The organism is Sinorhizobium sojae CCBAU 05684, assembly GCF_002288525.1.
In the GTDB taxonomy this organism is placed as follows: Bacteria; Pseudomonadota; Alphaproteobacteria; order Rhizobiales; family Rhizobiaceae; genus Sinorhizobium; species Sinorhizobium sojae.
Genome location: NZ_CP023068.1, coordinates 18760 through 43383 on the forward strand (window position 1 = coordinate 18760; position 24624 = coordinate 43383).

Sequence of the window (24624 nt, forward strand, 5' to 3'; positions counted from 1 at the left end):
AGTCATCATATGAATTTGCCCATGACATCATATTATTTCGTGGGAGGAATTCCTTGTCGCCAGATGAAATCAAGTCGCGCATCGGTGCGGGGCTGCTGTCGTTTCCCGTTACGCACTTCAACGACGACTTCAGTCTCAACCTCAAAAGCTATCGCGAGCATGTCGCATGGCTTTCCGGTTTCGGGGCGGCCGCGCTATTCGCCGCCGGGGGCACGGGCGAATTCTTCTCGCTGACGCCTGAAGAGGTCGGCCGAGTGACCCGCGCGGCCAAGGAAGCCGCCGGCGACGTGCCGATCATTGCCGGCTGCGGTTATGGCACAGCGCTTGCCGTGGAAACCGCCCGGCAGGCCGAAGCCGCCGGCGCCGATGGTCTTCTGCTTCTGCCGCATTACCTGATGGAGGCGCCCCAGGAAGGTATCTATCGGCATGTGAAAACCGTGTGCGAGTCCACCGGGCTCGGCGTCATCATCTACGACCGCGCCAATTTGGTCGCCAATGCCGAGACGGTGGCGCGCCTGGCGGAAGCTTGTCCGAACCTCATCGGCTTCAAGGACGGCACCGGAAAGGTCGATCTCGTCCGCCACGTGACGGCGAAGCTCGGCGACCGGCTCTGCTATGTCGGTGGCATGCCGACGCATGAGCTGTTTGCGGAAGGCTTCAACGGCGTCGGTGTCACGACCTATTCCTCTGCCGTCTTCAACTTTGTGCCGAAACTGGCGCAACGCTTCTACAAGGCGATGCGCGCGAGCGACCGGGCAACCATGGAAGAGATCCTGCACCGATTCTTCTTCCCCTTCGCGGCACTGCGCGATCGCGAGCAGGGCTATCCGGTGTCGATCATCAAGGCGGGCGTGGAACTTATCGGCCGGACGCCGGGCCCGGTTCGTCCGCCGCTGACGGACCTGAAGCCGCAGGAGAAGGAGGCGCTGCGCGACCTGATCGAAAAGGCCGCAGCTTAACCGAGATGGTTCGGCAGGCCGGCGGGCGAACGGGACGAGGGCCCGCCGGACAAGCCGGGAAGCAACACCAAGGGAGGAAAACATGAACAGGACACGTATGCTTACGATAGCGCTCGCCATCCTGATGGCGAGCACGGCGTCATCGGCGATCGCGCAAGGGGCGCAGGAAATCCGCGTCGTCTTGCCGGAACAGCCGGCAAATCTGGAGCCCTGCGGCACGATCATCACCAATGTCGGTCAAATACTCAGCCAAAACGTCGTCGAGCCGCTGACGGTCATCGACCCGAAAACAGGTCAGCCCCAGCCGAAGCTTGCGACCGAATGGACGCAGGTCGATCCGACGACGTGGCGCATTAAGTTGCGCGAGGGCGTGAAGTTTCAGGACGGTTCCGAGTTCAATGCGCAAGCGGTCGTCTTCTCGATCAACCGCATGACCGGCGGAACGATCACCTGCAGCAACATCGCCAAGTTCGGCGACGCGAAGCTGACGGTTACTGCCGTTGACGATCTGACTGTCGAGATCAAATCCGACAAACCCCAGCCGATCCTGCCGACACTGCTGAGCGTGGTCATGGTCGTCTCACCGAAGACGGCGGCGGATAAGGCCGTCAACGATCCGGTCGGAACCGGCCCATTCAAGCTCTCGACCTTTTCGCCGCAGACCGTCGTGCTCGACGCCTTCGACGGTTATTGGGGCAAGAAACCTGAGATCACCAGGGCGACCTACGTTTGGCGCCCCGAATCCTCGATCCGTGCCGCCATGGTCGAGACCGGCGAGGCGGATCTGACGCCGTCGATCGCTATCCAGGACGCGAGCAATCCGGAGACGGACTTCGCCTATCTGAACTCGGAGACGACGGCGATCCGCATCGATACCGCTCAGCCGCCGCTCGACGACCTGCGCGTGCGCAAGGCGTTGAACCTGGCCATCGATTGGGAAGGCCTCGCCCAGCTCTTCGGCGACGACGTCAAGCGCGCATCGCAGATGGTGGTTCCCGGCATCAACGGCCACGACGATGCGCTCGAAGCCTGGCCTTATGATCCGGAAGAGGCGAAGAAGTTACTCAGTGAAGCGGCGGCGGACGGGGTTGCCGTCGATACGGAGATCAAGCTCATCGGCCGAAACGGCATCTATCCGAACGGCGCCGAGGCGATGGAAGCCATGATGACGATGTGGCAGGCCGTGGGCCTCAACGTCAAGCTGACCATGCTCGACGTCGCCGACTGGCTCAGATACCTCCAAAAGCCTTTCCCGGCCGAGCGTGGAGCCAATCTCTTGCAGATGATGCACGACAACAACAAGGGCGATGCGGCCTTCACCATCCCGATCTTCTATCGTTCGAGCGGCAATTACTCGACGCTCGCCGATCCCGCGCTCGACCGGGAGATCGACGCTGCGCTCGCGGCCACCGGCGAAGACCGCGCGAAGAGCTTCAAGGCGCTCTTCGACAAGGCACGCAAGGAGGTGGTGGCGGACATCCCGATGTTCCACATGATCGGCTACACGCGTGTCGGTCCGAGACTTGATTGGAAGCCGGATATCACGACCAACAGCGAAATCCCCCTGGCCAATATCCGCCTCAACGACTGATCAGGGGGGTGCGGGGGCGGCGAACACCGCCCCCGCACCCCGTCGGCTGTGGCGCTATCCTTCAAAGGGCATCTTCAATGTTTAGCTACATCGGGCGCCGTGCGTCTCACAGCATCCTGTCGGTCATCGGTCTGCTGACGCTGGTCTTCTTCCTGACGCGGCTCACCGGCGACCCGTCGGCCTTGTACCTGCCGCTTGACGCGACGGTTGAGGCGCGAGCTGCATTTGCGAAATTGAATGGGCTGGACCAGCCGGTCTTCTGGCAATTTGCGGAGTACCTGAAGGACCTGCTGCAGCTCGATTTCGGCCAGTCGCTGCGGCAGAACCGCTCGGCGATGGAGGTCGCGCTCCAGGCTTTTCCGGAGACCCTGAAGCTGGCCATCGTTGCGATCACGCTCTCGACAGCGCTGGCGATCCTCGTTGGCGCGCTCGCCGCAGCTCGCCCCGGCAGCCTCTTCGACCGGATCGCCAGCGTCGCGTCGCTTGCCGGCGCGAGTGCTCCGGACTTCTGGGTCGCGATCGTCGGCATCCTCGTCTTTGCGGTCGGCGTCGAACTCTTGCCCACTTCCGGAACCGGAAGCTGGGCGCACTGGATCATGCCGATCTTCGTGCTGACGCTTCGTCCCTTCGGCCTCCTGGTGCAGGTCGTGCGAGGGACCATGCTGTCGGCCCTTGCTTCTCCCTACATCAAGGCAGCGCGTGCCAAGGGCGTTCGCCGAACCAAGATCATCTTCGGCCATGCCCTCCGCAACTCGCTCCTGCCCGTCGTCACGGTCGCCGGGGATCTCGCGACGAGCCTCGTCAACGGTGCCGTCGTCGTCGAGTCGATCTTCGGCTGGCCGGGCATCGGCAAGCTGATGATCGACGCGATAATCCAGCGCGATTTTGCCGTGGTCCAGTCGACGATCCTGGTGACGGCGACCGCCATCTTCATCCTGAACATCGCGATCGATCTGCTCTACGCGTTCCTCGATCCGCGCATCCGGTATTGATGCCATGACTTCCATCACTCCCAAAACCAACCCCACGGCGGCGCCCGGCACCGGCCGTATCCTCTTCGCCTATCTGAAGCGCGACAGGCTTGCGCTGGCCGCGGCGATCTTCCTGACGCTCTTCGTCTTGGCGGCCAGCTTCGGGCCTTGGCTCGTCGGCGACGCGGCTTCACGGCTGGGGCTCCGCCAGCGAAATCTCGCGCCCTTCTCGCTGGAGCATGCCTGGGTCTATTTCCTCGGCGCCGACACCCTCGGCCGACCGATCCTCGCAAGGCTGATCGTCGGCGCCCAGAACACACTCGGCATTGCCGCGGCGGCGGTCTTTTCGTCGATGCTCGTCGGAGGGGCTCTCGGTCTTGTGGCAGGCTATTCGGAGCGTTGGTACAGCCATCTCATTCAGCGGTTTGCAGACGTGGTAATGAGCTTTCCCTCGCTGCTGCTCGCGCTCATCGTGCTTTATACACTCGGACCCAGCATCACCAATCTCGTGATCGTGCTGGCCATCACGCGCATGCCCATCTATCTCAGGACCGCGCGTGCCGAAGTGCTGGAACTGCGCGAGCGCATGTTCGTGAGCGCGGCAAGGTCCATGGGCGCGAGTCCTGCCCGAATCGTCCTCAGGCACATCGCACCCCTCGTCCTGCCCACGCTTGTGACGATATCCGCGATCGATTTCGCGACCGTCATTCTGTCGGAATCGGCTTTGAGCTTCCTTGGGCTCGGTATTCAGCCGCCGGATTTCACATGGGGCGCGATGGTGGCGAACGGCCGCGGCTATCTTTCGACCGCCTGGTGGATCGCCTTTTGGCCAGGTCTTGCCATCATGCTGACGACGCTGTCGCTCAACATCCTTTCGAACTGGGCGCGAACCGTCGCCGATCCGCAACAACGCTGGCGTCTGCAGACTTTGCGAAAGGCCGCCCGATGAAGAACGTAAGCAATCCCATTCTCAGGATCGAGGGACTTACGGTCGATTTCCTCTCCGACGGGGCGCCTGTGCGCGCCGTCGACAACGTCTCGTTCCACGTCGATCGCGGCGAGACGCTGGTGATCCTCGGCGAAAGCGGTTCGGGCAAGAGCGTCAGCACGAGCACCGTGATGGACCTCATCGACTGCCCGCCGGGCGATATCGTTGCCGGCTCCTGCCTGTTCGACGGCACCGAACTCTCTCGCCTGGATGCCGAGGCGCGTCGGAGGATCAATGGCCGGCGGATTGCGATGATCTTTCAGGATCCGCTCGCCTACCTCAATCCCGTCTATTCCGTCGGTCGCCAGATCGAGGAGGTATTCGAGAGCCACGGCGCCGGTAGCGGCAAGGAAGTGCGCGCGCAGGTAACGGACTTGCTCCGCCGCGTCGGCATCCCCGATCCGGAGCGGCGCGTGGACGACTATCCGCACCAGTTTTCCGGCGGTCAACGCCAGCGCATCATGATCGCGATGGCGATCGCGCTGAAGCCGGACATCCTGATCGCCGACGAGCCGACGACGGCGCTGGACGTCAGCGTTCAGGCCCAGATCCTCGATCTCCTGCGCGACCTGCAGCGCGAGACCGGCATGGCGTTGATCATGATCACCCATGATCTCGAGGTCGCCGCCTCGATGGCGGACCGGATCATCGTCATGAATGCCGGCAAGCTCGTGGAGGCCGGCCAGGGGAGGGAGGTCCTCACAAATCCGCGGCATGCCTATACACGCCGCCTCATCTCCGCATTGCCCCATGGCGACGCGGCGGAAACCTCGAGCAGGCGCGCAACGAGCATCGGCTGCGAAACGCTTCTCCGAGTGGAGCACCTGACGAAGGATTATGTGCTTGCCTCCGGCGCGTTCGCCGGGAAACGCACGTTCAGGGCGGTGGACGACGTCAGCTTCGAAGTGAAAAAAGGGGAGACGCTCGGTATCGTCGGCGAATCCGGCTCGGGCAAGTCGAGCGTCGCACGCATGCTCCTGCGGCTGAACGAACCCAGCTCCGGCAAGGCCATTTACGCGGGCGAGAACATCTTCGAAATGAGCGGAATGGGCCTGATGGCGTTTCGCCGCAAGGTCCAGATGGTGTTCCAGGACCCGTTCGGCTCCATGAACCCGCGCATGAACGTCTGCTCGATCATCTCCGAGCCCTGGGTCATCCACCGCGACATCCTGCCAAAGCACCATTGGAAAGACCGTGTGGCGGAGCTTCTGGAGCTGGTCGGGCTGAAGCCTGAACATGCCGAGCGCTACCCGCACCAGTTCTCCGGGGGCCAGCGGCAGCGCATCGCCATCGCCCGGGCGCTCGCGAGCGAGCCGCAACTGATCGTTTGCGATGAAGCCGTCTCCGCGCTCGATGTCTCGATCCAGGCACAGGTGATCGATCTGCTGGCGGACCTCCGCACGAGACTCGGTCTTTCCTATGTCTTCATCACCCACGACCTGCCGATCGTGCGCCATTTCGCCGATCGCATCCTGGTCATGAAGCAAGGCAAGATCGTCGAGGAGGGGGATACAGAGACCATGTTCAAGGCGCCGCGCCACGAATACACGCAGAGCCTGCTCAAGGCAGTGCCCAAACCGAAATGGCTAGCGAGGGATGAGGAAAAGTGTGTGCGGTTTTCCGCCCGCATCCCGCGCTAACTTCTTAGAATCGATCACGTTTATGATTTTAGGTCGATCCGACATAAAATCATCGTGATCTAATGCCAGGCGCGGATGCGCCGGGCGAGGGTGCTGATGCGCATCGGTCCGAGCGACCACGGAATGGGAGTCTTGCCGGATGACACTTCACCAGAACCTGATTGCCGGCGAATGGGTCGGCAGCGACGGCATTGCCAACATCAATCCGTCGAACACCAATGACGTCGTCGGCGAATATGCCCGTGCGAGCGCCGAGGATGCGAAGGCCGCAATCGCCGCGGCAAAGGCGGCCTTTCCGGCCTGGTCGCGCTCCGGCATCCTCGAGCGCCATGCGATCCTCAAGAAAACCGCCGACGAGATCATGGCGCGCAAGGACGAACTCGGGCGGCTCTTGTCGCGCGAGGAGGGCAAGACGCTTGCCGAAGGCATCGGCGAGACGGTGCGCGCCGGCCAGATCTTCGAGTTCTTCGCCGGCGAGTGCCTGCGGCTGGCCGGCGAGGTCATCCCCTCGGTGCGCCCGAACATCGGCGTCGAGATCACCCGCGAACCGGTCGGTGTCGTCGGCATCATCACCCCCTGGAACTTCCCGATCGCCATTCCCGCCTGGAAGATCGCGCCGGCGCTCGCCTACGGCAACACCGTCGTCTTCAAACCGGCGGAACTGGTGCCGGGCTGCTCTTGGGCGATCGTCGACATCCTGCACCGCGCCGGCCTGCCGAAGGGCGTGCTGAACCTCGTCATGGGCAAGGGCTCGGTCGTCGGCCAGGCGATGCTCGACAGCCCGGACATCCAGGCGATCACCTTCACCGGCTCGACCGCCACCGGCAAGCGCGTGGCGCTCGCCTCGGTCGAGCACCATCGCAAGTTCCAGCTGGAGATGGGCGGCAAGAACCCGTTCGTCGTGCTCGACGACGCCGATCTTTCGGTCGCCGTCGAAGCGGCGGTCAACTCCGCCTTCTTCTCGACCGGCCAGCGCTGCACGGCCTCGTCGCGCATCATCGTCACCGAGGGCATCCACGACAGGTTCGTCGCGGCGATGACCGCGCGCATGCAGGGCCTCGTCGTCGACGATGCGCTGAAGGCCGGCACCCATATCGGACCGGTGGTCGACCAGGGCCAGTTGAGCCAGGACACCGACTATATCGCCATCGGTCAGCAGGAAGGGGCGCAGCTCGCCTTCGGCGGCGAGCTGATCAGGCGCGACACGCCCGGCTTCTACCTGCAGCCGGCGCTGTTCACCGAGGCGACCAACCAGATGCGCATCAGCCGCGAGGAGATCTTCGGCCCGGTCGCCGCGGTCATCCGCGTCAAGGACTATGACGAGGCGCTCGCCGTCGCCAACGACACGCCCTTCGGGCTCTCCTCCGGCATCGCCACGACGAGCCTCCGGCATGCGACGCATTTCAAGCGCAATTCCGAAGCCGGCATGGTGATGGTCAACCTGCCGACGGCCGGCGTCGATTTCCACGTGCCCTTCGGCGGCCGCAAGGGCTCTTCCTACGGCCCGCGCGAACAGGGCAAATACGCCGCCGAATTCTACACGATCGTCAAGACAGCCTACACGCTGGTATAGATGGTGGCGCTGCCGGACGCCTTTTGTTTGCCAGGTTACGGCATGCTGCCTCCACCAGCCGCGGTTCGATTCCCATCACGGCGACGGATGCACTCCGAGAGCGCGGCTGCGTCGGCTGTCGAGCGTCTCAGGTGTCGCCCGGTCAACCAGGCAGCGACGGCTGCGATGCAGCCAGAAGCGGAAGTTGCTCCAGTCGCAAGCCCCCGCGGTCTTGAAGGCTGTAGCTTCAATTGAGCATTCTGCGAAGCCAAGTCTCAATCTGAAAGCTCGACCTTGGCCTATCGTAGATCACAAATGCTCCAAAAGCAGACCTGCCGCCAAGGAACGAAAAGCCTCGACCGCCTTCGGCAGCACGCTCTGCGGGTTTTCGCTCGCGGCGATCCAGAGAGCAGCATTGAGAGCCGCGCCGCTAAGCAGCCGGGCCGCCGCCTCTGCGTCAAGCGGCTTGAGGATGCCTTGTGCGATAAGGCGCTCCACAGTGCTCTTGGTCACCTGTAGACAACTGTTCTGGCTGCGCCACTTCGAGGGATCACCTAATACCGCAGGTCCGTCGAGCAGAACGATGCGTTGGACTTCCGGATCAAGCGCCATCTCGATATAGGCCGCACCCTCGGCGAGCAGGCCCTGCCAATCGTTGCCCGCCCGAGCGCCAATCTCTTTAGCGCGCGCCGCCATTTCCGTGTCAATCTGGTCGACAACCGCCGCCAGGAGCCCGCGCTTGTCTCCGAAGTTGTGATAAAGCGCGCCCCGCGTCAGACCGACGTCAGCCGTCAGCTCGTCCATTGACGCTGCGGAGTACCCCTTTTCCGCAAAAGCCTTTCGCGCAGCCGCTATCAACTTGACGCGGGTTTCCTGCATCGTTTCGCTACGTCTTTTCGCCATTCAATCCTCAACTTCACATACGATGCGTATACTAACTTGACATACGGTACGTATGCAGAATATTCCACATACGTATCGTATATCAAATGGAGCGCGAGCTTGTGAACCGTAACTCCAGCGCTCATCGGTTGTTAGCCAACAATAAAGAGAGATAGAATGACCCAACGCGAAGCAGTCTTTCCTGCAAACCGGCACGCCCTTTACGATGAACACGGCTATTCCGCCGCTATCCGATCCGGTGATCTTCTGTTTGTGTCCGGACAGGTCGGCAGCCGTTCCGATGGAACGCCCGAACCCGATTTCGAACGCCAAGTCCGGCTGGCCTTTGAAAACCTGAAGGCCACGCTGAGCGCAGCGGGCTGCACGATGGATGATATCGTGGACGTAACCACCTTCCACACTGACCCTGAAAACCAGTTCGGAACTATCATGGCTGTAAAGCAACAGATTTTCAGCCGGCCACCCTACCCGAATTGGACTGCACTCGGCGTAAACTGGCTCGCCGGCTTCGACTTTGAGATAAAGGTCATCGCCCGTATTCCGGCAAGTACTTGATCGCCACACTTCTGGCTGTGCGGGAAAATCGCCATGTTCTGTCGCACGAGCGCTCTCCAGAAGAGGGCTCTTGCGACTATCCGGGTTACGACGTCCTGCCCCCTTCGTGGCCTACGGGGTAGATCGTCTCGATGAGAGTGGGTTCGAGCCTGTCGCCGAGCGCCTGCGCGAGAGGATGCGCGGTCTCGCCACCGCCCCGCCCATCCCCTACCGGCAGCAGAACGGCGGCGACTACCTGATCCCCAGCATGCAGCTTCGTCCTGACGTGGGTGAGGCGGACGCGAACGGCTTCGCGCTTCATCTGAACGATGAGGGCCGTGTCCCTCCGATTTCAGCGGCTAGGCGTCCAGCTTGAACAGATGGGCCGGCAATGCTGGCGTCTCTCGTCGAACCGCTTCACTATGCACCGGTTAGCTAATGCTAAAAAAATAAATGCGTAAATTAGATAGTTCTTTCATTATTTGGAAACTATCGCGTCCCAATTTGGGGACAGCGAGGCGACGCATCATAGCGTCCCACCTGCCATGACGGCGGCGGCCTTCGCTGCGCGAGTTTCTCGTATCATCAATAAAAACACCGCTGCCCTGGCCCACATCGACGAGCCAGTCTCGCTGCTGCCTGCAGCGGGTGACAAACCGACGTGGGCGAGCGGCATTGACGGGAGCGGTCACAGCTGGCTCCGCCGAGCGAGGACGAAATAACATGATGGCAATAGCATTTGGATTTGGTTCGGACGCCAAGGCCGTCCTGGCTGCGATGAACAAGTCGCAAGCGATCATCGAATTCGACATGACCGGCAAGGTGTTGTCCGCCAATGCCAATTTCTGTCGCACCTTGGGCTACGAGGCGTCGGAGATCATCGGCCAACATCACCGCATGTTCGTCGATCCGGCAGAAGCTTCGTCCCAAGAGTATCGCGACTTCTGGGCAAGGCTTGATCGCGGCGAGTTCGATCGGCGCCAGTACAGGCGCGTCGGCAAGGGCGGCAAAGAGGTCTGGATCGAAGCCTCCTACAATCCGGTCTTTAGAGGCGGCAAGCCGTACAAGGTCGTCAAATTCGCTACCGACATCACGGCGCAGAAGCTAAAGAGCGCCGAGGATACCGGCAAGCTCGACGCGCTTTCGCGCGCCCAGGCCATCATCGAGTTCACCCCGAACGGCGAGATCCTGACGGCGAACGAGAACTTCCTCTCGGCGCTTGGTTATCAGCTCACGGAAATCCAGGGCCGCCATCATTCGATGTTTTGCGACAGCACCTATGCGGGCAGCGAGGATTATCGCCGTTTCTGGCAGCGCCTGTCGGGCGGCGAATTCGTCGCCGACGAATTCATGCGCATCGGCAAGGGTGGGAAAAAAGTCTATATCCAGGCCTCCTACAATCCCATTTTCGACATGAACGGCAAGGTCTTCAAGGTCGTCAAATTCGCGACCGACGTCACCGCTCGGGTGAATAATGTCGACCAGCTCGCAACCGCCCTGAACAAGCTCTCCGACGGCGACCTGACGCAGAACCTGAGCAACCAGTTCATACCCACGCTGGAAAAGCTTCGTGTCGACTTCAATGCTGCGATGGAGAAGCTGCGAACGGCAATGCAGACGGTGGCAGAGAATGCAGATGCAATCTCCGCCGGCTCGCAGCAGGTTCGCTCGGCTTCCGACGATCTCTCCAGACGGACAGAGCAGCAAGCCGCATCGGTGGAAGAGACGGCCGCCGCTCTCGAAGAGATCACCACCACTGTGACCGACACCAGTCGCCGCGCGGAAGAAGCGGGCGCGCTTGTCCGCAAGACGCGTGAAAATGCCGAGCATTCCGGGGCAGTGGTGCGCAGCGCCATCGAGGCCATGGGCAAGATCGAGAGCTCGTCGTCGGAGATCTCCAACATCATCGGCGTCATCGATGAGATCGCTTTCCAGACCAATCTCCTGGCGCTCAATGCTGGGGTCGAGGCTGCGCGTGCGGGCGATGCAGGGAAAGGCTTCGCCGTCGTCGCCCAGGAGGTGCGCGAACTTGCCCAGCGCTCCGCCAAGGCCGCCAAGGAGATCAAGGAACTGATCACCGATTCAAACGCGCACGTGAAGAGTGGCGTGGCGCTGGTTGGAGAAACGGGCACCGTCCTCAATACCATCGTCTCGCAGGTCCAACAGGTGAACGGCAACGTCGAGGCGATCGTCGAAGCCGCCAGGGAGCAGGCGACCGGGATCAAGGAGATCAATCAGGCGGTCAACACCATGGATCAGGGCACGCAGCAGAATGCGGCCATGGTCGAAGAATCGACGGCCGCCGCCCATAATCTTGCCAGAGAGGCCGAGTCGCTTTTCCGGTTGCTGGGCCAATTCAATGTCGGAAGCGGCACGGCTGCGCGCCAGACGCGGATTACCGAGGCAACCGCCGCCTCGAAGCCGGTCACATCTCCGGCGCGGGCCATGGCAACCAAGGTGGCCGCAGCCTTCCACGGCAATGCTGCGGTTGCGGCTGACAATTGGGAGTCGTTTTGATGACTGAGCCAATGTCCACGGACCGGATACCGCATCTGCGATTTGACAACGAAATTCTGAGCTTCGTTGAATCGCAGCGCCGCGCGTCCATTCCAGACGCGTGGCGGTCCCTCTGGCAGGAGCGAAGGGGGCCTGCAGGTCAGCGCATCACGACGAATAGCGCCAAGACCAAGGCCAGAGTGAGGCCAGTCGCGGCGAATTGGAGCGAACGCCGACGGTCCTGGCGCGAGCTCATGCCGCCGCCGTAGTCGAAGCGTTCGTAGACGACGTTATTCATCGGCATGCCGAGGTCCAGGAGCGTGTCCGACACCGAGCTGACCATCGGGCCCGGGCCGCAGATGAGCGCGACGGTCTCCTTCGCGGCCAAGCCCTCCAGCAGCTCGGCCAGCCGGCCGCGATCTAGCCGTCCGATGAGGCCGGGCCAATCCTCCGCGCCTTCTTCGCTGAGAAGCATGACCCGCAGGTCGAGCACGGTCTTTGCAGCGTCGATCTCCGACAGGCAGGCGAAGTTTGCGGGCTGACCCGCGGCATAGGCCAACCGAACGGGCCGGCGATCGCGCCGCGCCACCATTTCGCGCAGCAGCCCCATGATCGGGGCGATGCCGACGCCGCCCGCCAACAGCAGCACGTCGCCGGCCCTCGGTCATCCAGACGAACTGGCCGGCCTCATAGGTCCAGCCCGGATTCTCGCGGACAGGCTGAAGGTCGAGCTCCCACATCCGGTCTGCCACCTTCGTGACCGCGGTCAGCCGCCACGGCCGCCGGTGCAGCAGGAACCAGCGCCAGCCGTAAAGCACCGCGACGGCGGGCGCACCGCGAAAAATGGACGTGCCGCAAATAGCCAGGGAACCCTGTGGGTTGCGGGCTCCTACTGCGCCGCGACTGTTTTCACGTTGGCCGATACCGCATCCGATCCACAGGTATTCCTGGCGGAAATCGGGATCTTGAGCGTGAATGTCGTTCCGTTTCCTTTCTGGCTCGCCACCTCGATAGTGCCGCCGTGCAGTTCAACGATCTGCCTGACTAGATTGAGCCCGATGCCCGTGCCCGCGATCCCTGTCGAGGTTCTGGCGCGGAAATACCGCTGAAACATTCGCGGCAGATCATCGGATCGATGCCGATGCCCTCGTCGCGCACGCTTGCATAGGCGTATTGCTCGTCCCGCCAGCCGACGACATGAACGTTTGGAGCGTTCGGAGCATATTTGACGGCATTGGAAAACAGATTGGTGAAGACCTGTTCGAGCGCGGGACGGTCCGCCTCGATCGACGGGGGAAGCCGCACCAGGTCCAGCAGAAAACGGTGTGACTTTCGTATGCTCTGCTGATGTTTGCTGCAGGTCGTGATGACCTCGGCGAGTGAGCAGGGTACAAGTTCGACGTCGATGCGGCCGTGGTCAAGCCGGCCGGCGGCCAGGATGCTCTCCATAAGTTCGAGCATGCGCGACACCGATGCGCGGATCTGATCGGTCTTCTCGGCCAGGAAGTCGGGCGTGAGACCGCCTTTGCGCCGGACAAGGCGCTGTGCAGCCCCGTCTATGATGGCCAGGGGCGTGCGGAACTCGTGCGACGCCATGGCAACGAACTGCCGCTGCAACTCGTTGATCTGCCGCTCCTGTTCCAGCATCCGTTCGAGCTCTTCCGCCTGCCTTGCAAGTTCCGCCGTTCTGCTGCGCACCGTCTCTTCCAGAATATCCCGATGCTGCAGCAGGGCCGCTTCGGCGCGCTTGCGTTCGGTGACGTCGACGAGCGCGATCAGCGCTGCGGCACGGCTCTTGCAGTTCAGCCGGCTGGAATAGATCATCACCTCGATGACGGTGCCGTCGGCCTTGAGGTGCCGCCAGACCTCACCGCTTCCACGTTCAGCGTCCCGGCCTTCGCCTACATTCGGCTCGTCTCCTGGCCGCATGTCGACGAGGGTCATCGACAGGAACCTATCCCGGCTATAGCCGTAATGGTCGAGCGTGGCCTGGTTCACGTCGATAAAGCCAAGCGTTTCGCAGTCATAGACGCACATCGGCACAGGGTTGCTCTCGAACAGGAGACGAAAGGACGCCTCGCGCTGTTTGAGATCGGTGATGTCCACCCGAATCCCGACGCTTCCGCCATCGGATGTGCGGCGTTCGTCGACCCGTATCCAGCGGTTTTCAGGCAAGCGCTGGTCGTGTGCGCTTTTGGGCGCGGCGTGAAGCGCCAGCCGCTCCGCCAGCCTTTGCTCTTCGCGGCCGACGGCCTCGGGATATTGGCCATGCTTCAAACCGGCGCGCAGGCGATCCTCGAAGGACATCCCCTTGAAGATCTGACTGCCGCTTTCGGTGTAGATCTGCTCATAGCGGCGGTTCCAGAGGACGAACCGATCCTCGGCGTCGAACAGCGCCAACCCCTCGGGCACGACTTCGAAGGCATCGAGAAGTCGAGCATGCGCCGCCCGTGCCTGCTGCTCGGCGTGCGCGGCCTGGGCGTGCGCTTCCGCCAGCGCCTTTTCGGCCTTCCATGCCTGCGTTATGTCTTCATGGGTCGACACCCAACCCCCATCGGCGGTCCGCTGATGGTGGCCGCGAACGACCTTACCGGATTTCAATTCCAGCACCCAGGTCTGCGGCTTGTCGCCGGCATTGGTCTCCTCCGCCCATGAAAGGTATTCCGCCACCGTCATGCGAGGGCAGGAATCCACCTGACGGCGCAGAGCAAGGATTTCTTCGAGAGTTTGGCCGCGACGGATGACGGAGGGATCGAGCCCGTATACTTCGGCATAGCGCCTGTTTGAGAAGATCAGCCGCCCGTCCCGATCGAAGAAGCAAACGCCGTGACCGAGGCTGGCAAGGGCGGTGTGAAGCTGTTCGTTGCGCTGTAGCAGCTGCGTGTGGGCTCCGCTCGTGGCGATATGGGCGTCGATGCGGGCCAAAAGCTCAGCGATCGGTGTCGCAGGCGCAACGCAATCGGTGCATCCTGCGGCAAAAGCGGCGATCCTCAGCTCGACGTCTTCCGCAGGGGCAACGACGATGATCGGCAGCGCCGGAGCCGCGGGGTCTTCGCGCAGGGTTCGACAAAATTCGACTGCACTCATGTCCGGCAGGGTCATGTCGAGGATGATGAGATGCAGCGCGCAACCAGTATCGGCGAGAGCCAGGCCAGCGCGCCCGTCTTCCGCTCGTACGAGGCCCAGGCGCTCCCCGCCCGTATGGCGGTCGATCGCCGATCCCAGCCTCAGCGCCACGTTTCCGATAAGCAGCAGCGTCTGGCGCTGTGGAAGGGCGGAGTTCGTTGCGCTCGTCACAGTACCCCTCCGGCTGCTAGCATTCAGAATGCCCGGCCCGTCTTCTTGTTATTCTCGATCTGCATCACGCAGCCGGCGATCTTGGCCATCAGGATGTCGAGATCGATGGGCTTGGTCAGAAAATCGGCCGCGCCTGCCCTGAGCCCGGTCAGCACGTTCTCCTTGTCCGTCATCGCCGTGAGAAAGCCACGGCGGCTCAGGCTGACACAGCAGTTCAGTCGATGGAACGGCTGACCACCGTTGACAGGGAGAACCGCTGGCATCCCACTCGTTCCGAGCACCCGGAGACCCAGGTGTTGCGGTGACCCGTCACGCGCCGGCAGAGCACGCGGCTGCGTTTCTTCGCGACCGTGGAGATCACGACGGCAAACCGCCTTGCTTCGTTTCCGATACCGACTAATTTTACTGCATCGGTGTCGTGCGTCTGTCCGATTTTCGGGTACCGATGCGCTAAGAGTGCACCGCGTCTGAACGGAGTTCGAAATTGAGCGTCGCCTTCACCAAGGAAGAAAGTGCCGAAACGGCTTCGGAAACCCTGTTGCCCGACCGCCCCGTCTCGCCTCATCCGAACCTTGTTACGGAAGCGGGATTGAAGGCCTTGGAATTGCAGCTCCAACAAGCGCGCCAGGCCTATGACGCGACCGCCACGATCGAAGACGTGAATGAAAGGCGGCGGCAGGCAGCAAGTCCGGTGCGCGACCTCCGCTACTTTGCGGAAAGAATTCGCACGGCCCAGGTCGTCCCCGACCCCACGTCAATTGATACCGTTGCCTTCGGGAGCACGGTGACCTTCAGCCGTGACGATGGAAGGGTGCAGAAATACCGCATCGTGGGAGAGGATGAAGCGGATCCCAAAGGCGGAACCATTTCCTACGTATCCCCGGTCGCAAAGATGCTGATGGGCAAAGCTGTCGGGGACGTCGTGAGCGTAGGCAACCAAGAGCTTGAAATCATCGCCATCGCGTAGCGACGTCTCCGACGTCGCTGGCATGCGCGCGCACGGCAAGACGGCAGCGAGCATCGCCTCCGATTCCTGAGGTAATGGCCAGTGTATTGTCGTAATCGCTATCGCTCAGGGCAGAGCTGCACGACAGGTCCGTTCTAATTCATGTGGTCAATGATGCGGACTCGCCGGCGTGGAGGGCGTCTCCTCCAGACGCAACCTCGGCAGCGCGTTCGGAAACTTCTGCTGCACGAAATCGATAAGCTGCTCGCGCATTTCGCAGCGCAGATCGAAGGCGCGGCCGGAGTCGGCGGCCGAGGCGAGGACGCGGATCTGCATGACGTTTTCGCGCAAATCCGTTACCGCCACGTTCAGGACTTTGCCATCGAAATTGACCGATCGGGACGCAATCTCCTCCACCTTTCTGCGAACGACATCAACGGGCATCGTGTAGTCGAGGTAGACCATCATCGAACCGATCAGCGGAGCGCTCTCGCGTGTCCAGTTCTGGAAGGGATGCTCCATGAAATAGTTCAATGGAAGAATGAGCCTGCGCCAGTCCCAGAGTTTCACGACAACATAGGTGGAGGTGATCTCTTCGACTCGTCCGAATTCTCCCTCGACGAGGATGGCGTCGTCGATGCGGATGGGCTGTGTAATCGCAAGCTGTACGCCCGCCAGGAGGTTCTTCAGGACCGGTTGCAAGGCGAGACCCACGACGATGCCGGCGGCCCCGGCCGACGCAAGAAGGCTCACCCCATATTGTCTCACGTTTTCGAAGGTCATCAACACAGCCGCTGCCGCCAGCACGATAAGCAGGGAATTGGCGATGCGGCGCATAATCCGGAATTGGGTGACGTGCTTCCGTGCGAGCAGGTTGTCCTCGGCATCGAGTTCGAATCGCCTGAGATAGACGATGGACCAGATGTGCATCGCAGTGTGCATGATCCAAGCCACCAGGATGATGCAACAAATCAGAAGGACCTGGCGTAAAGTGCCGGCCTGGCTCGACGTGAGTGGTGCAACCGAGGCGCCGGCATAGAGGCCGAACACGACCGCCACCATTTTTGCCGGCCGTTGCGTGCGCGTGACGAGCGATCGCCAGAATAGATCCTTGGGGCCGACGAGCCGTTGCAAAACGCTGAAAGCGAGCCGATGGACAAGAAGGCCCGCGGATATGAAAGCGGCAAGCACTGCCGCGCTCAAGACCCACTCCGGAAGTAGCTCAATCTCGCGTTCCAGCCTGGATAGAAAATCCATTCCTTCACCTCCCGTGTCGAATTTCGAAGGGAAGACCTGCCATTCTGCGGTGGTTGCAGGTTCATGTCTCGGGGTTCAACCGGTGATCGCTCGCCGAACCCAGAATACGAACGAGGAAATGAACGAAATGTTTCCGCACCGGTCATGCGGCATGGTGCGCCTACCACTCTAATTCGGGTCGGGCGATCATCAGCCAAAAAATCCCAAGGACCGCGGCAAAGGCCGGAAAGCCGAAGGCGAACCACAGATGAAAGAGCCGGTGGTAGCGTTTGGGCAAGGGCCGACCGCTCTTATAGGCGGCCTCGGCGAGCCTGCGCATCTCCATCTGCATCCATACGACCGGCAGCCAGAATGCACCGGCTATCAGGTACAGGAGGATCGACAGCAAAATCCATCCCTCCGTCAACGCATAACCGAGATGCCAGGCGAGCGCGCTCCCCGTTATCGGCTGCAGGACGACGGCGGTGGCCGTGAACAGGAAGTCCGCGAGGACAACGATGCGCGCCACGGCCGCGATGGTATCGGCGCGCCCGGTCCGATGCGCCACAAGCATGAAGAACGCAATTCCCGCGCCCGTCCCCAGCAGCACGGAGGCGCCGATGATGTGCAGATACTTGAGGGCGAGATAGAGCATCACCGCTCCTCCAGGATCGCCAGGACGGCGAGGTGAAGCACGATGATCGGCCAGATCTTCATGAGCGGGCCGAGCGGCTCTTTCCACAATTCGGGAAGCAGGATTGTCCCGGCCACGGCATAGAAGAGGGAGAGGCCAATGGCACCGTAGAGCCCGGCGCGGCTGGTTCGACGAACCGCAATGGCAAGTCCGATGACGATGTCTGCGATCGCTCCGGCGATGACACTGGGGCCGGCGAGGACACCAGCGCCGGTGCGCTCCATGAGATCGATGCCGATCTGGTATCCGGCCGTCAGCGATATGATGCCGGTGCTGATCCAAAACAGCGACAATACGACAATGACGACCGGCTTCAGGAGGTAGAGCTTGGCAAACCATCTTTCCTGAACGGAAACCGGCGTTCTCGCCAGCGCCGCCGAGAGCGATATCGGTTCTATCTGCGTGCTCTCCGACCAGGCCCGGATGTCGCCCGTGGCGCCGCGGGCGATCTCTTTTTGCGCCGTACTCCGCGTTGGGGGACGCCAGCCGAGTGCTCCGGCAAGGTCGCTGAGCTTATAGAGGAGATGAGCGAGCGGAGCAGGAATGTCGAGGGGGCGGGCAGGGCGCCAGCCGAACCAGCGCCGGTAAGCGCCTACGACATCTTCGAAGGACAGGGCCTCTGGCCCCGCGACCTCCAGGATCAGCCGCTTGGGGGCGCTCGGCTGGACGAGTATCTCGACGGTGTGAACAACGTCTTCGAGGCGCACGACCTGAAGGAGACCTGTATTCGGCATGAGCGGCAGGACGGGAAGGGCCGCGAGACCGCGGAAGAGCGCACTGGCGCCAAAGGCGCCGGGGCCGAGGACGACGGAGGGGCGCAGAATGACCCAGTCCAGGTCGCGGGCCATCAGCGCCTTGTCGCCTTCGAACTTGGTGCGCGAAAACGAGGAGGGCTGCTCCTTTTCGACCCCCATCGCGGAGAAATGTATGACGCGGCGCACGCCTGCCTGTTCACAAGCCTGAAACAGCGCCGAGGGACCGCGGATGTGGACGCCGGTTGTATCCTCGCGCGGCCCGTCCTGAAGCGTGCCTGCACAGTTTACGACGGCGGCTATGTTCGACAGATGGGGCAGCCAGTCTTCAGGCCGGACGGCCCGCGTAAGATCGAGTTCCACGGCTTCGCCGGTCCATGACCGGGAAGAGCCCGGACGAACCACGCGCACCGCCGTCATGCCACGCTCAAGAAGCTTCGCGCAAATGGCCGAGCCGATCAGGCCGGTAGCCCCTACCACAAGCACTCTCATCGTCTATCCTTCGGTCACTGGCGAGCACGCGACCGCACCGCTGCGGCCATTGCCCGCGTTCTTGCACTTCACCGTTCCAACAGGTGCCGGATGGAACATGTTCCTTGGATAGCGAATAGCGGATTGTCGAGAGAGCCTGCTCAGCGCCTCGCGACGCGCCGCCGCGGCCTCTTCCCGCTCGCAGGCGTCACCGAGAGATGCATCAAATGGCCCCAGTGCCGCGCACTTTCAGATCCGCAAAGGTCGCTGTAGCTTTTGAATCTGCGCATGCAGCGGCACAAAAGCAGTGGCGTAATCGTGAATACGGGAGGGGTGTCGAGGAACTGGACATCCCCGCTGCGCGTTTCCGGGAACACCTCGACGGTTCCGCGGTCTGGCAGCATCCCGGCGATCCGATAGCGTCCGGCTCGACTTCCACGCCTGAGCCCTCGTCAGCCAAGCGGAGTCACCGATGTATGATTGCGTCATTCTGGGCGGCGGCCCCGCAGGGCTCGTCGCGGGCATCTATCTTGCGCGGCTCAATCGACGGGTGATCATAGCGGACGGCGGGCGAAGCCGCGCTTCCCTTATCCCGCGATCATTCAACCATCCGGCGTTCCCGGACGGTATTCCTGGACGAGACCTGCTCACTAGAATGCATGCGCAAATCCAAAAGCTCGGCGTCGAGCACATCGCCAACTGTGCGGATCGGGTCGAGCAGGTGGGCGGTGGCTTCCAATGCACGGTCGCGGAACGCATTGTCGATAGCCGCGCGGTGATCTGCGCGACCGGTCTCGTGGACATCCTCCCGCCGTGGCGCGATGCACCGGAGCTGGTAAGAAAAGGTAATCTGCGGATCTGCCCCATCTGCGATGGTTACGAGATCAACGGTGCTGCTGTCGTCGTCATCGGCCATACGCGGCACGCGCTGAAGGAAGCAGAATTCCTCCTCTCGTTCACGGATGATGTGACGCTGGCGACCTTGGGAGCCGAGTTGCAGGATATCAGTGCCGCCGAGGTGCGGGAGCCCTTGCGCCTCGCCACGTCCCCATTGCTGTCCCACGGCCCGACGGCCGACGATCGCCTTTCGCTGGAATTGGCGGAGGGCAGGCGGCTGGAGCCTGTGGCGGTCTATTCCGCGCTCGGCTATAGGCCCCGCTCCAGCCTTGCCGCCAGCGTCGGGGTCAAACTTGACGAAGAAGGGCGGATCCCCACCGACGCTCATCAGCGCACCAACGTCGAGCGGTTCTACGCGGCGGGTGATGTCGTAACCGGCCTCAATCAACTCGGCGTGGCCATGGCGCATGGGGAGATTGCCGCCGTTGCGGTTCATAACCTGCTGACGGGCGCCGCTCCATGAGCCCTGGCAGGTGGCGGGAGTGAGCAATCGAATTTGTGAAGGAGAATGTCGACGCGGTGAAGCACTGGGCGGCGCATCTCCAGGGCGGCGAAGTACCCTCGTTCGACGACGTTGGACTCTGCCTGAGTGAGCTTACCACTGGCGCTTTCGCAGTGAACAACAGACGCGCCGCTTGAACAAAACCAGCTCTCCCACGAGCGACGAAAAAGCCCCGCGCGATGGCGGGGCAAGTCCCGCCTCCTGTTGCCTTCGTTGGAAGCGGGGACGTAGCCTACAGATGCAGCTACGCAGAGACGCTATCTGTGGTTTGATCGGAAAGGAAGGTCTGATTCCGCGATTCCGGTATTCCCCTTCGAGAAAACGTCGGCGAGGGTAAATGCTTTTTGTGCATGGCGGGGAAGCAACGGCTGCAACGCGCTGGCTTTTCCAGATTTTGCGCGGAGAGGGCGGCTGAAAGTGCTGCAGCGACCTTGTGCCTCTCACCGGGTTGCCCAGCAGTTGGCGGGTCCAGAGTCCAAGCGAGGGGAACTTACTCGAGTTCTCGACTGTTCTCGTAGGAATTCCGTCGTCGGAGGCAAGAACATGGCGAGGTCATCGCAGCAGAAATCCGCTCGCGGCGCCCGGCCTCCGCTGGCCCTGCCCCGACTGGCCGGTGCGGAGGCCGAGGACTTCGTCGCGACTGCCATCACCGAGCTCGTGAAGTCGAAAATCCCGTTCCTGGTCGCCGGCACCTTCGCCGTCAGCGCCTATACGGGCATCTCGCGCCTGACCAAGGACCTGGACATATTTTGCAAGGCCGGCGATTACACCCGCATACTCAACCATTTCCAGTCGCTGGGCTATACCGCCGAGATCGAGGACGAACGCTGGCTGGGCAAGGTTTACAAGGGCAAGCTCTTCTTCGACGTCATATTCTCCTCCTCGAACGGCACGATGTTTGTCAGCGATGCCTGGTTCGAACATGCGCTGACGGTGAAGATCAATGCCAGCTCCGTTCCGATTGTCGCACCGACGGAACTGGTCTGGTCGAAATCCTTCATTCAGCTTCGCGAGCGCTACGATGGCGCCGACGTGGCGCACATGATCCTCAAGACCCACGATCAGATCGATTGGCGCAGGCTGCTCAACTACATGGACGCGCATTGGGAGGTCCTGCTGGTCCATGTGCTCAATTTCCGGTGGATTTATCCTTCCGAACGCGACCGGGTTCCGCCGTGGCTGATCGACGAGCTCCTGCGTCGGCTGGCCTCGCAGCGGGAACTGCCGCTGCCGCAGACGAAGATCTGCCGCGGACGAATGTACTCGCGAGCTGATTATGAAGTGGACGTCACGGAATGGGGTTTTGCCGACGTCGGCGGCGATGTCGAGATGCGCACAGGAAGCAAGGAGTAGCGCGATGAGCAAGACGAAAGTGGCAGCGGTCGCGGATCTTCACGTGAAGGAGGACGGCTCGGTCTCCTACACGGAGCTGTTTTCAGAGATCTCGCGCGTGGCAGACGTGCTTGTGATTGCCGGCGACCTCACCGACCTGGGCAAACCGGCGGAAGCCGAACTTCTCGCCGCCGAGCTGAAGTCCTGCACGGTTCCGGTGGTGGCGGTGCTCGGCAATCACGATCACCAATGCAATGCGGTCGAGGAGATATCGGCGATCTTGATGAAGGCCGGCGTTCACCTCCTCAACGGACAGGCGGTAGAAATCGCCGGCGTCGGCTTTGCCGGCACGAAAGGCTTCTTGGGCGGCTTCGGCCGATACATGCTCGGCTCCTTCGGCGAGCCCGCCATCAAAACGATGGTCTCCGAGACCGTCGACGAGGCGATGCGCCTGGAGAACGCCTTGCGAAAGACCAGTGCGCAGCACTCCGTCGTGGTGCTCCACTATGCCCCGATCGCGGAAACGGTCGCCGGAGAGCCGGAGGCGATCTATCCGTTTCTCGGTTGCTCGCGCTTTGCCGAAACCATCGACCGCTTTCGTGTGAGTGCCGTCGTTCACGGCCACGCCCACAGGGGCACCTTCAGGGGAAAGACACCCGGCGGCGCGCCCGTCTACAACGTAGCCGCCCATGTCGAGAAGCCGACCGGGCGGCCCTATGCGATTTTGGAGTTCTGATCACCTCGAACCAAACGCCTTCTTCGCGCCACGATTCGCCGGCTACAGATTCACTCTTCTTCATCGCCTGTTGCGGCCTTTCGCAACTCGCTTCGAAGGAGTGCTATCTCTCTCCTGAGGTCGGCGATTTCGACGGAGCCGGCGATCTCGCCGTCGGCCGCCTGGGCCTCTTGACCGACGAAGAAAGTGGCAAAACTCGCGGTGATGTAGCCGAACATGGCCAGTCCATACAGGGAGAGCAGCAGGGCCAAGACCCTTCCCTCCGCCGTTTCCGGCCAGAAGTCGGATCCCATCGTGGTGATCAGCATCGCCGTCCACCAGAGCGCATCGCCATAGCCGCGGAAGCCGTCCTCTACAACCGGTGCCGGCTCGAAAGCGAGCATTCCGCCCGCACCAAGCAGCACGACGATCACCGTCGCCAGGAGCACATAGCCCAATCCCCGCCGGTCGAAACTCTTGCGCAGGGCCATCAGCCCTCTATTGGCCGTGCCCACTATGCGGACCAATCGTAGGCCCCGTGCGATGCGCAGGAAGCGCAGCGCGTTGAGGAAGCGGAACGCTGGTGCGGCAAGGGCGATCACCGTGACCGGATTGCTCCGCAAGAACGGCCATTTGCGCGGTGCGAGCGCGAAGCGCAAAAGAAACTCGAGTATGAAGATGATCCAGATGATGGTTCCAAGCAGCTCGAAGACGCCCGACGTCTTCCACGCCAGTTCGACGAGCACCAATGTCAGCCAGAGGAACGAGAGAACTAGCATTGGCCTTTCGAGCGACTCTTCCAGCTGTCTTAGGACCTCCCAGCGCTCATGCTGATCGGGAGAACCTTCCTGTTGCGGATCAGGCGATGGTGCCATGTCACTCTCCCTTCCACCGGTTGCCGAGCTTGCCGCGGGACGTCATGTGGTACGAGGCCGAGGGATCCGTCAGCCTCGAGACAAAGCAGCCGGCTGCGTCGGCCTTCGCCGTGTTGCCGTACCCGCGGCGGCGATCTCAGAAATGCACATGGTGTGATGCCGACAGTTACGGTCCCTGGAAGGCTTTCCATCGCTGAAACATGGTCTAGCTCTGGCTGCTCTCATCATCATCGCCGTCGGCATTGAGATAAGCCAGGACCACCAGACTGGTCAGATTGATGATGCTCAGAACGACCGCTATGTTCAGGTTTCCCAGCCCGACGGCCGCGCCGATGGCGCCGGCGTTCCAGATACTGGCGGCGGTAACGAGACCTTTCACATTGTGCCGCAGCTTGACGATCGCACCTCCCCCAATGAAACCGATGCCGGTCACAACGCCTTGGAGCACGCGCGCCTGGGCTTCCGCGTTCCCCGGGAAGTCAGTGCCAGCGACGAGCGCGAATCCGCAAGCCGCCACGGAGACAATCGGAAGAGTCCTGAAGCCGACGCTGTAGCGGCCGCGGCCCCGTTCCCATCCGATCGGGAGGGCTAATGCGAAGGCGATCATGACCTTGATCAGATCCTGATTCAGTCGCTCGAGGTCAAATCCCAGCTCCATTTCGCTACACCCGGTTGACGGCCCGCGGCGCCGCCGACGCCATGCTGAAATCCCTTCGGGAGTTAAGTTCCTGAGGAAGCTCTCCGTTCCAACCTGAATGCGCCGGATAGGTTCCGGGGATATGCCGGGAAGCAGGAGGGGCCCGCGGCACATCTACGGTCGATCGACAACGAGCGGGCTCCGGATGCCTTTTCGGCGTCCGGAGCCGTCGTAGACCGGCTTGCCGCGCTTTGCCGAGCGCCCGTGAGCGGGCGCCGCAGCGTTCATGCGCGGGTGGTCGCCGAAGATCGAGTGGTATTTTCGGCACCTTGCGGTCCAGGAGCCGGCGAGGTCATCACCAACGCCATTCCCGCCTCAAGGCAAGCGGAAACGAAAGCTTCCCGCGCCACGGCCGCCGGGGTCATACGGTTCAGCGCCCGCCGGCAGGTTCGCACCGCGCGCTCGTAACGCTCTCCCTTACGCAGCGGCCACTCGTTCTCGAGAAAATCGACGGCCTCATAGACCGAGGTGAAGGTGCGTGTCAGGCCATTGGCAAGTCGCACCGTGAGAGGAATTGTCCAGGGAATCTCATTGAGAAGCATTTTTTCCTCCTTCCTATGCCGTCAATGGGATTGC

General features: G+C 62.0%; 21 protein-coding genes and 2 pseudogenes. 13 read left to right on the forward strand and 10 right to left on the reverse strand.

The features are described 5' to 3' along the window. Positions 1-53: 53 nt before the first annotated feature. The 6 genes from kdgD to SJ05684_RS17845 all read left to right on the forward strand — a co-directional run bounded on the left by kdgD (position 54) and on the right by SJ05684_RS17845 (position 7722). Positions 54-959: a 5-dehydro-4-deoxyglucarate dehydratase gene (kdgD, locus tag SJ05684_RS17815; RefSeq protein WP_034855431.1), complete on the forward strand. Its 906-nt coding sequence runs from the start codon at positions 54-56 to the stop codon at positions 957-959. Positions 960-1041: 82 nt separating this feature from the next. Then, on the forward strand, positions 1042-2550 hold the full coding sequence (locus SJ05684_RS17820; protein ID WP_034855432.1) for an ABC transporter substrate-binding protein: 1509 nt from the start codon (positions 1042-1044) through the stop codon (positions 2548-2550). A gap of 77 nt (positions 2551-2627) precedes the next feature. Further along, entirely contained in the window at positions 2628-3542 is a 915-nt protein-coding gene (locus SJ05684_RS17825; RefSeq protein ID WP_034855434.1) for an ABC transporter permease, read from the forward strand. A 4-nt stretch (positions 3543-3546) separates the two neighbouring features. Next, the gene (locus SJ05684_RS17830; protein ID WP_095694304.1) at positions 3547-4470 is read left to right on the forward strand and encodes an ABC transporter permease; all 924 of its coding nucleotides are present in this window, start codon (positions 3547-3549) and stop codon (positions 4468-4470) included. Beyond that, positions 4467-6149, forward strand: coding sequence for an ABC transporter ATP-binding protein (locus tag SJ05684_RS17835; RefSeq protein ID WP_050980042.1), 1683 nt, complete (start codon positions 4467-4469; stop codon positions 6147-6149). Before SJ05684_RS17830 ends, SJ05684_RS17835 begins: the two co-directional genes overlap by 4 nt. Before the next feature lie 139 nt (positions 6150-6288). Then, the gene (locus SJ05684_RS17845; RefSeq protein WP_095694305.1) at positions 6289-7722 is read left to right on the forward strand and encodes an aldehyde dehydrogenase family protein; all 1434 of its coding nucleotides are present in this window, start codon (positions 6289-6291) and stop codon (positions 7720-7722) included. Positions 7723-8010: 288 nt separating this feature from the next. Here the strand turns inward: SJ05684_RS17845 and SJ05684_RS17850 are convergent, their stop codons facing one another. Next, on the reverse strand, positions 8011-8604 hold the full coding sequence (locus tag SJ05684_RS17850) for a TetR/AcrR family transcriptional regulator (RefSeq protein ID WP_034856186.1): 594 nt from the start codon (positions 8602-8604) through the stop codon (positions 8011-8013). A gap of 156 nt (positions 8605-8760) precedes the next feature. Here SJ05684_RS17850 and SJ05684_RS17855 point away from each other — a divergent pair, with 156 nt between their 5' ends. From SJ05684_RS17855 to SJ05684_RS17865, 3 genes and pseudogenes are all read left to right on the forward strand, one after another. Next, positions 8761-9159: a RidA family protein gene (locus tag SJ05684_RS17855; RefSeq protein ID WP_034856185.1), complete on the forward strand. Its 399-nt coding sequence runs from the start codon at positions 8761-8763 to the stop codon at positions 9157-9159. 77 nt (positions 9160-9236) lie between these two features. Continuing rightward, positions 9237-9514: pseudogene (locus SJ05684_RS30450) on the forward strand (NAD(P)H-dependent oxidoreductase); the annotation flags it as partial. Between the two features lie 347 nt (positions 9515-9861). Continuing rightward, entirely contained in the window at positions 9862-11655 is a 1794-nt protein-coding gene (locus tag SJ05684_RS17865) for a methyl-accepting chemotaxis protein (protein ID WP_034856176.1), read from the forward strand. Between the two features lie 139 nt (positions 11656-11794). Here the strand turns inward: SJ05684_RS17865 and SJ05684_RS17870 are convergent, their stop codons facing one another. From SJ05684_RS17870 to SJ05684_RS17880, 3 genes and pseudogenes are all read right to left on the reverse strand, one after another. Further along, a complete protein-coding gene (locus SJ05684_RS17870) occupies positions 11795-12283 on the reverse strand; it encodes a ferredoxin--NADP reductase (protein WP_050980067.1) in 489 nt (162 codons plus the stop codon). Positions 12284-12523: 240 nt separating this feature from the next. After that, positions 12524-14931 (reverse strand): annotated as a pseudogene (locus SJ05684_RS31035) (PAS-domain containing protein). Positions 14932-14954: 23 nt separating this feature from the next. Then, positions 14955-15194, reverse strand: a complete 240-nt coding sequence (locus tag SJ05684_RS17880; protein WP_050980065.1) for a response regulator transcription factor — start codon at positions 15192-15194, stop codon at positions 14955-14957. Positions 15195-15415: 221 nt separating this feature from the next. Between SJ05684_RS17880 and greA the strand changes: the two genes are divergently transcribed. After that, positions 15416-15898, forward strand: coding sequence for a transcription elongation factor GreA (gene greA / locus SJ05684_RS17885; protein WP_034856172.1), 483 nt, complete (start codon positions 15416-15418; stop codon positions 15896-15898). Between the two features lie 147 nt (positions 15899-16045). Here greA and SJ05684_RS17890 read toward each other — a convergent pair whose 3' ends face one another. From SJ05684_RS17890 to SJ05684_RS17900, 3 genes are all read right to left on the reverse strand, one after another. After that, positions 16046-17134, reverse strand: a complete 1089-nt coding sequence (locus tag SJ05684_RS17890; RefSeq protein WP_050980064.1) for a mechanosensitive ion channel family protein — start codon at positions 17132-17134, stop codon at positions 16046-16048. Positions 17135-17294: 160 nt separating this feature from the next. Beyond that, on the reverse strand, positions 17295-17768 hold the full coding sequence (locus SJ05684_RS17895) for a DUF2269 family protein (RefSeq protein WP_034856170.1): 474 nt from the start codon (positions 17766-17768) through the stop codon (positions 17295-17297). Then, entirely contained in the window at positions 17768-19051 is a 1284-nt protein-coding gene (locus tag SJ05684_RS17900) for an SDR family oxidoreductase (protein WP_034856167.1), read from the reverse strand. Before SJ05684_RS17900 ends, SJ05684_RS17895 begins: the two co-directional genes overlap by 1 nt. A 451-nt stretch (positions 19052-19502) precedes the next feature. Here SJ05684_RS17900 and SJ05684_RS17905 point away from each other — a divergent pair, with 451 nt between their 5' ends. From SJ05684_RS17905 to SJ05684_RS17915, 3 genes are all read left to right on the forward strand, one after another. Next, positions 19503-20390, forward strand: a complete 888-nt coding sequence (locus SJ05684_RS17905) for an NAD(P)/FAD-dependent oxidoreductase (protein ID WP_034856158.1) — start codon at positions 19503-19505, stop codon at positions 20388-20390. Between the two features lie 582 nt (positions 20391-20972). Next, positions 20973-21782, forward strand: coding sequence for a nucleotidyltransferase family protein (locus SJ05684_RS17910; RefSeq protein ID WP_034856157.1), 810 nt, complete (start codon positions 20973-20975; stop codon positions 21780-21782). A gap of 4 nt (positions 21783-21786) precedes the next feature. Next, a complete protein-coding gene (locus tag SJ05684_RS17915; RefSeq protein WP_034856156.1) occupies positions 21787-22497 on the forward strand; it encodes a metallophosphoesterase family protein in 711 nt (236 codons plus the stop codon). 50 nt (positions 22498-22547) lie between these two features. Here the strand turns inward: SJ05684_RS17915 and SJ05684_RS17920 are convergent, their stop codons facing one another. The 3 genes from SJ05684_RS17920 to SJ05684_RS17930 all read right to left on the reverse strand — a co-directional run bounded on the left by SJ05684_RS17920 (position 22548) and on the right by SJ05684_RS17930 (position 24590). Beyond that, positions 22548-23351 (reverse strand): ion transporter, encoded by an 804-nt coding sequence (locus tag SJ05684_RS17920; protein ID WP_034856155.1) that lies wholly within the window; start codon positions 23349-23351, stop codon positions 22548-22550. 205 nt (positions 23352-23556) lie between these two features. Continuing rightward, positions 23557-23958, reverse strand: a complete 402-nt coding sequence (locus tag SJ05684_RS17925) for an MgtC/SapB family protein (RefSeq protein ID WP_244426660.1) — start codon at positions 23956-23958, stop codon at positions 23557-23559. A gap of 314 nt (positions 23959-24272) precedes the next feature. Further along, positions 24273-24590: a DUF982 domain-containing protein gene (locus SJ05684_RS17930; RefSeq protein WP_034856151.1), complete on the reverse strand. Its 318-nt coding sequence runs from the start codon at positions 24588-24590 to the stop codon at positions 24273-24275. Positions 24591-24624: the final 34 nt, after the last annotated feature.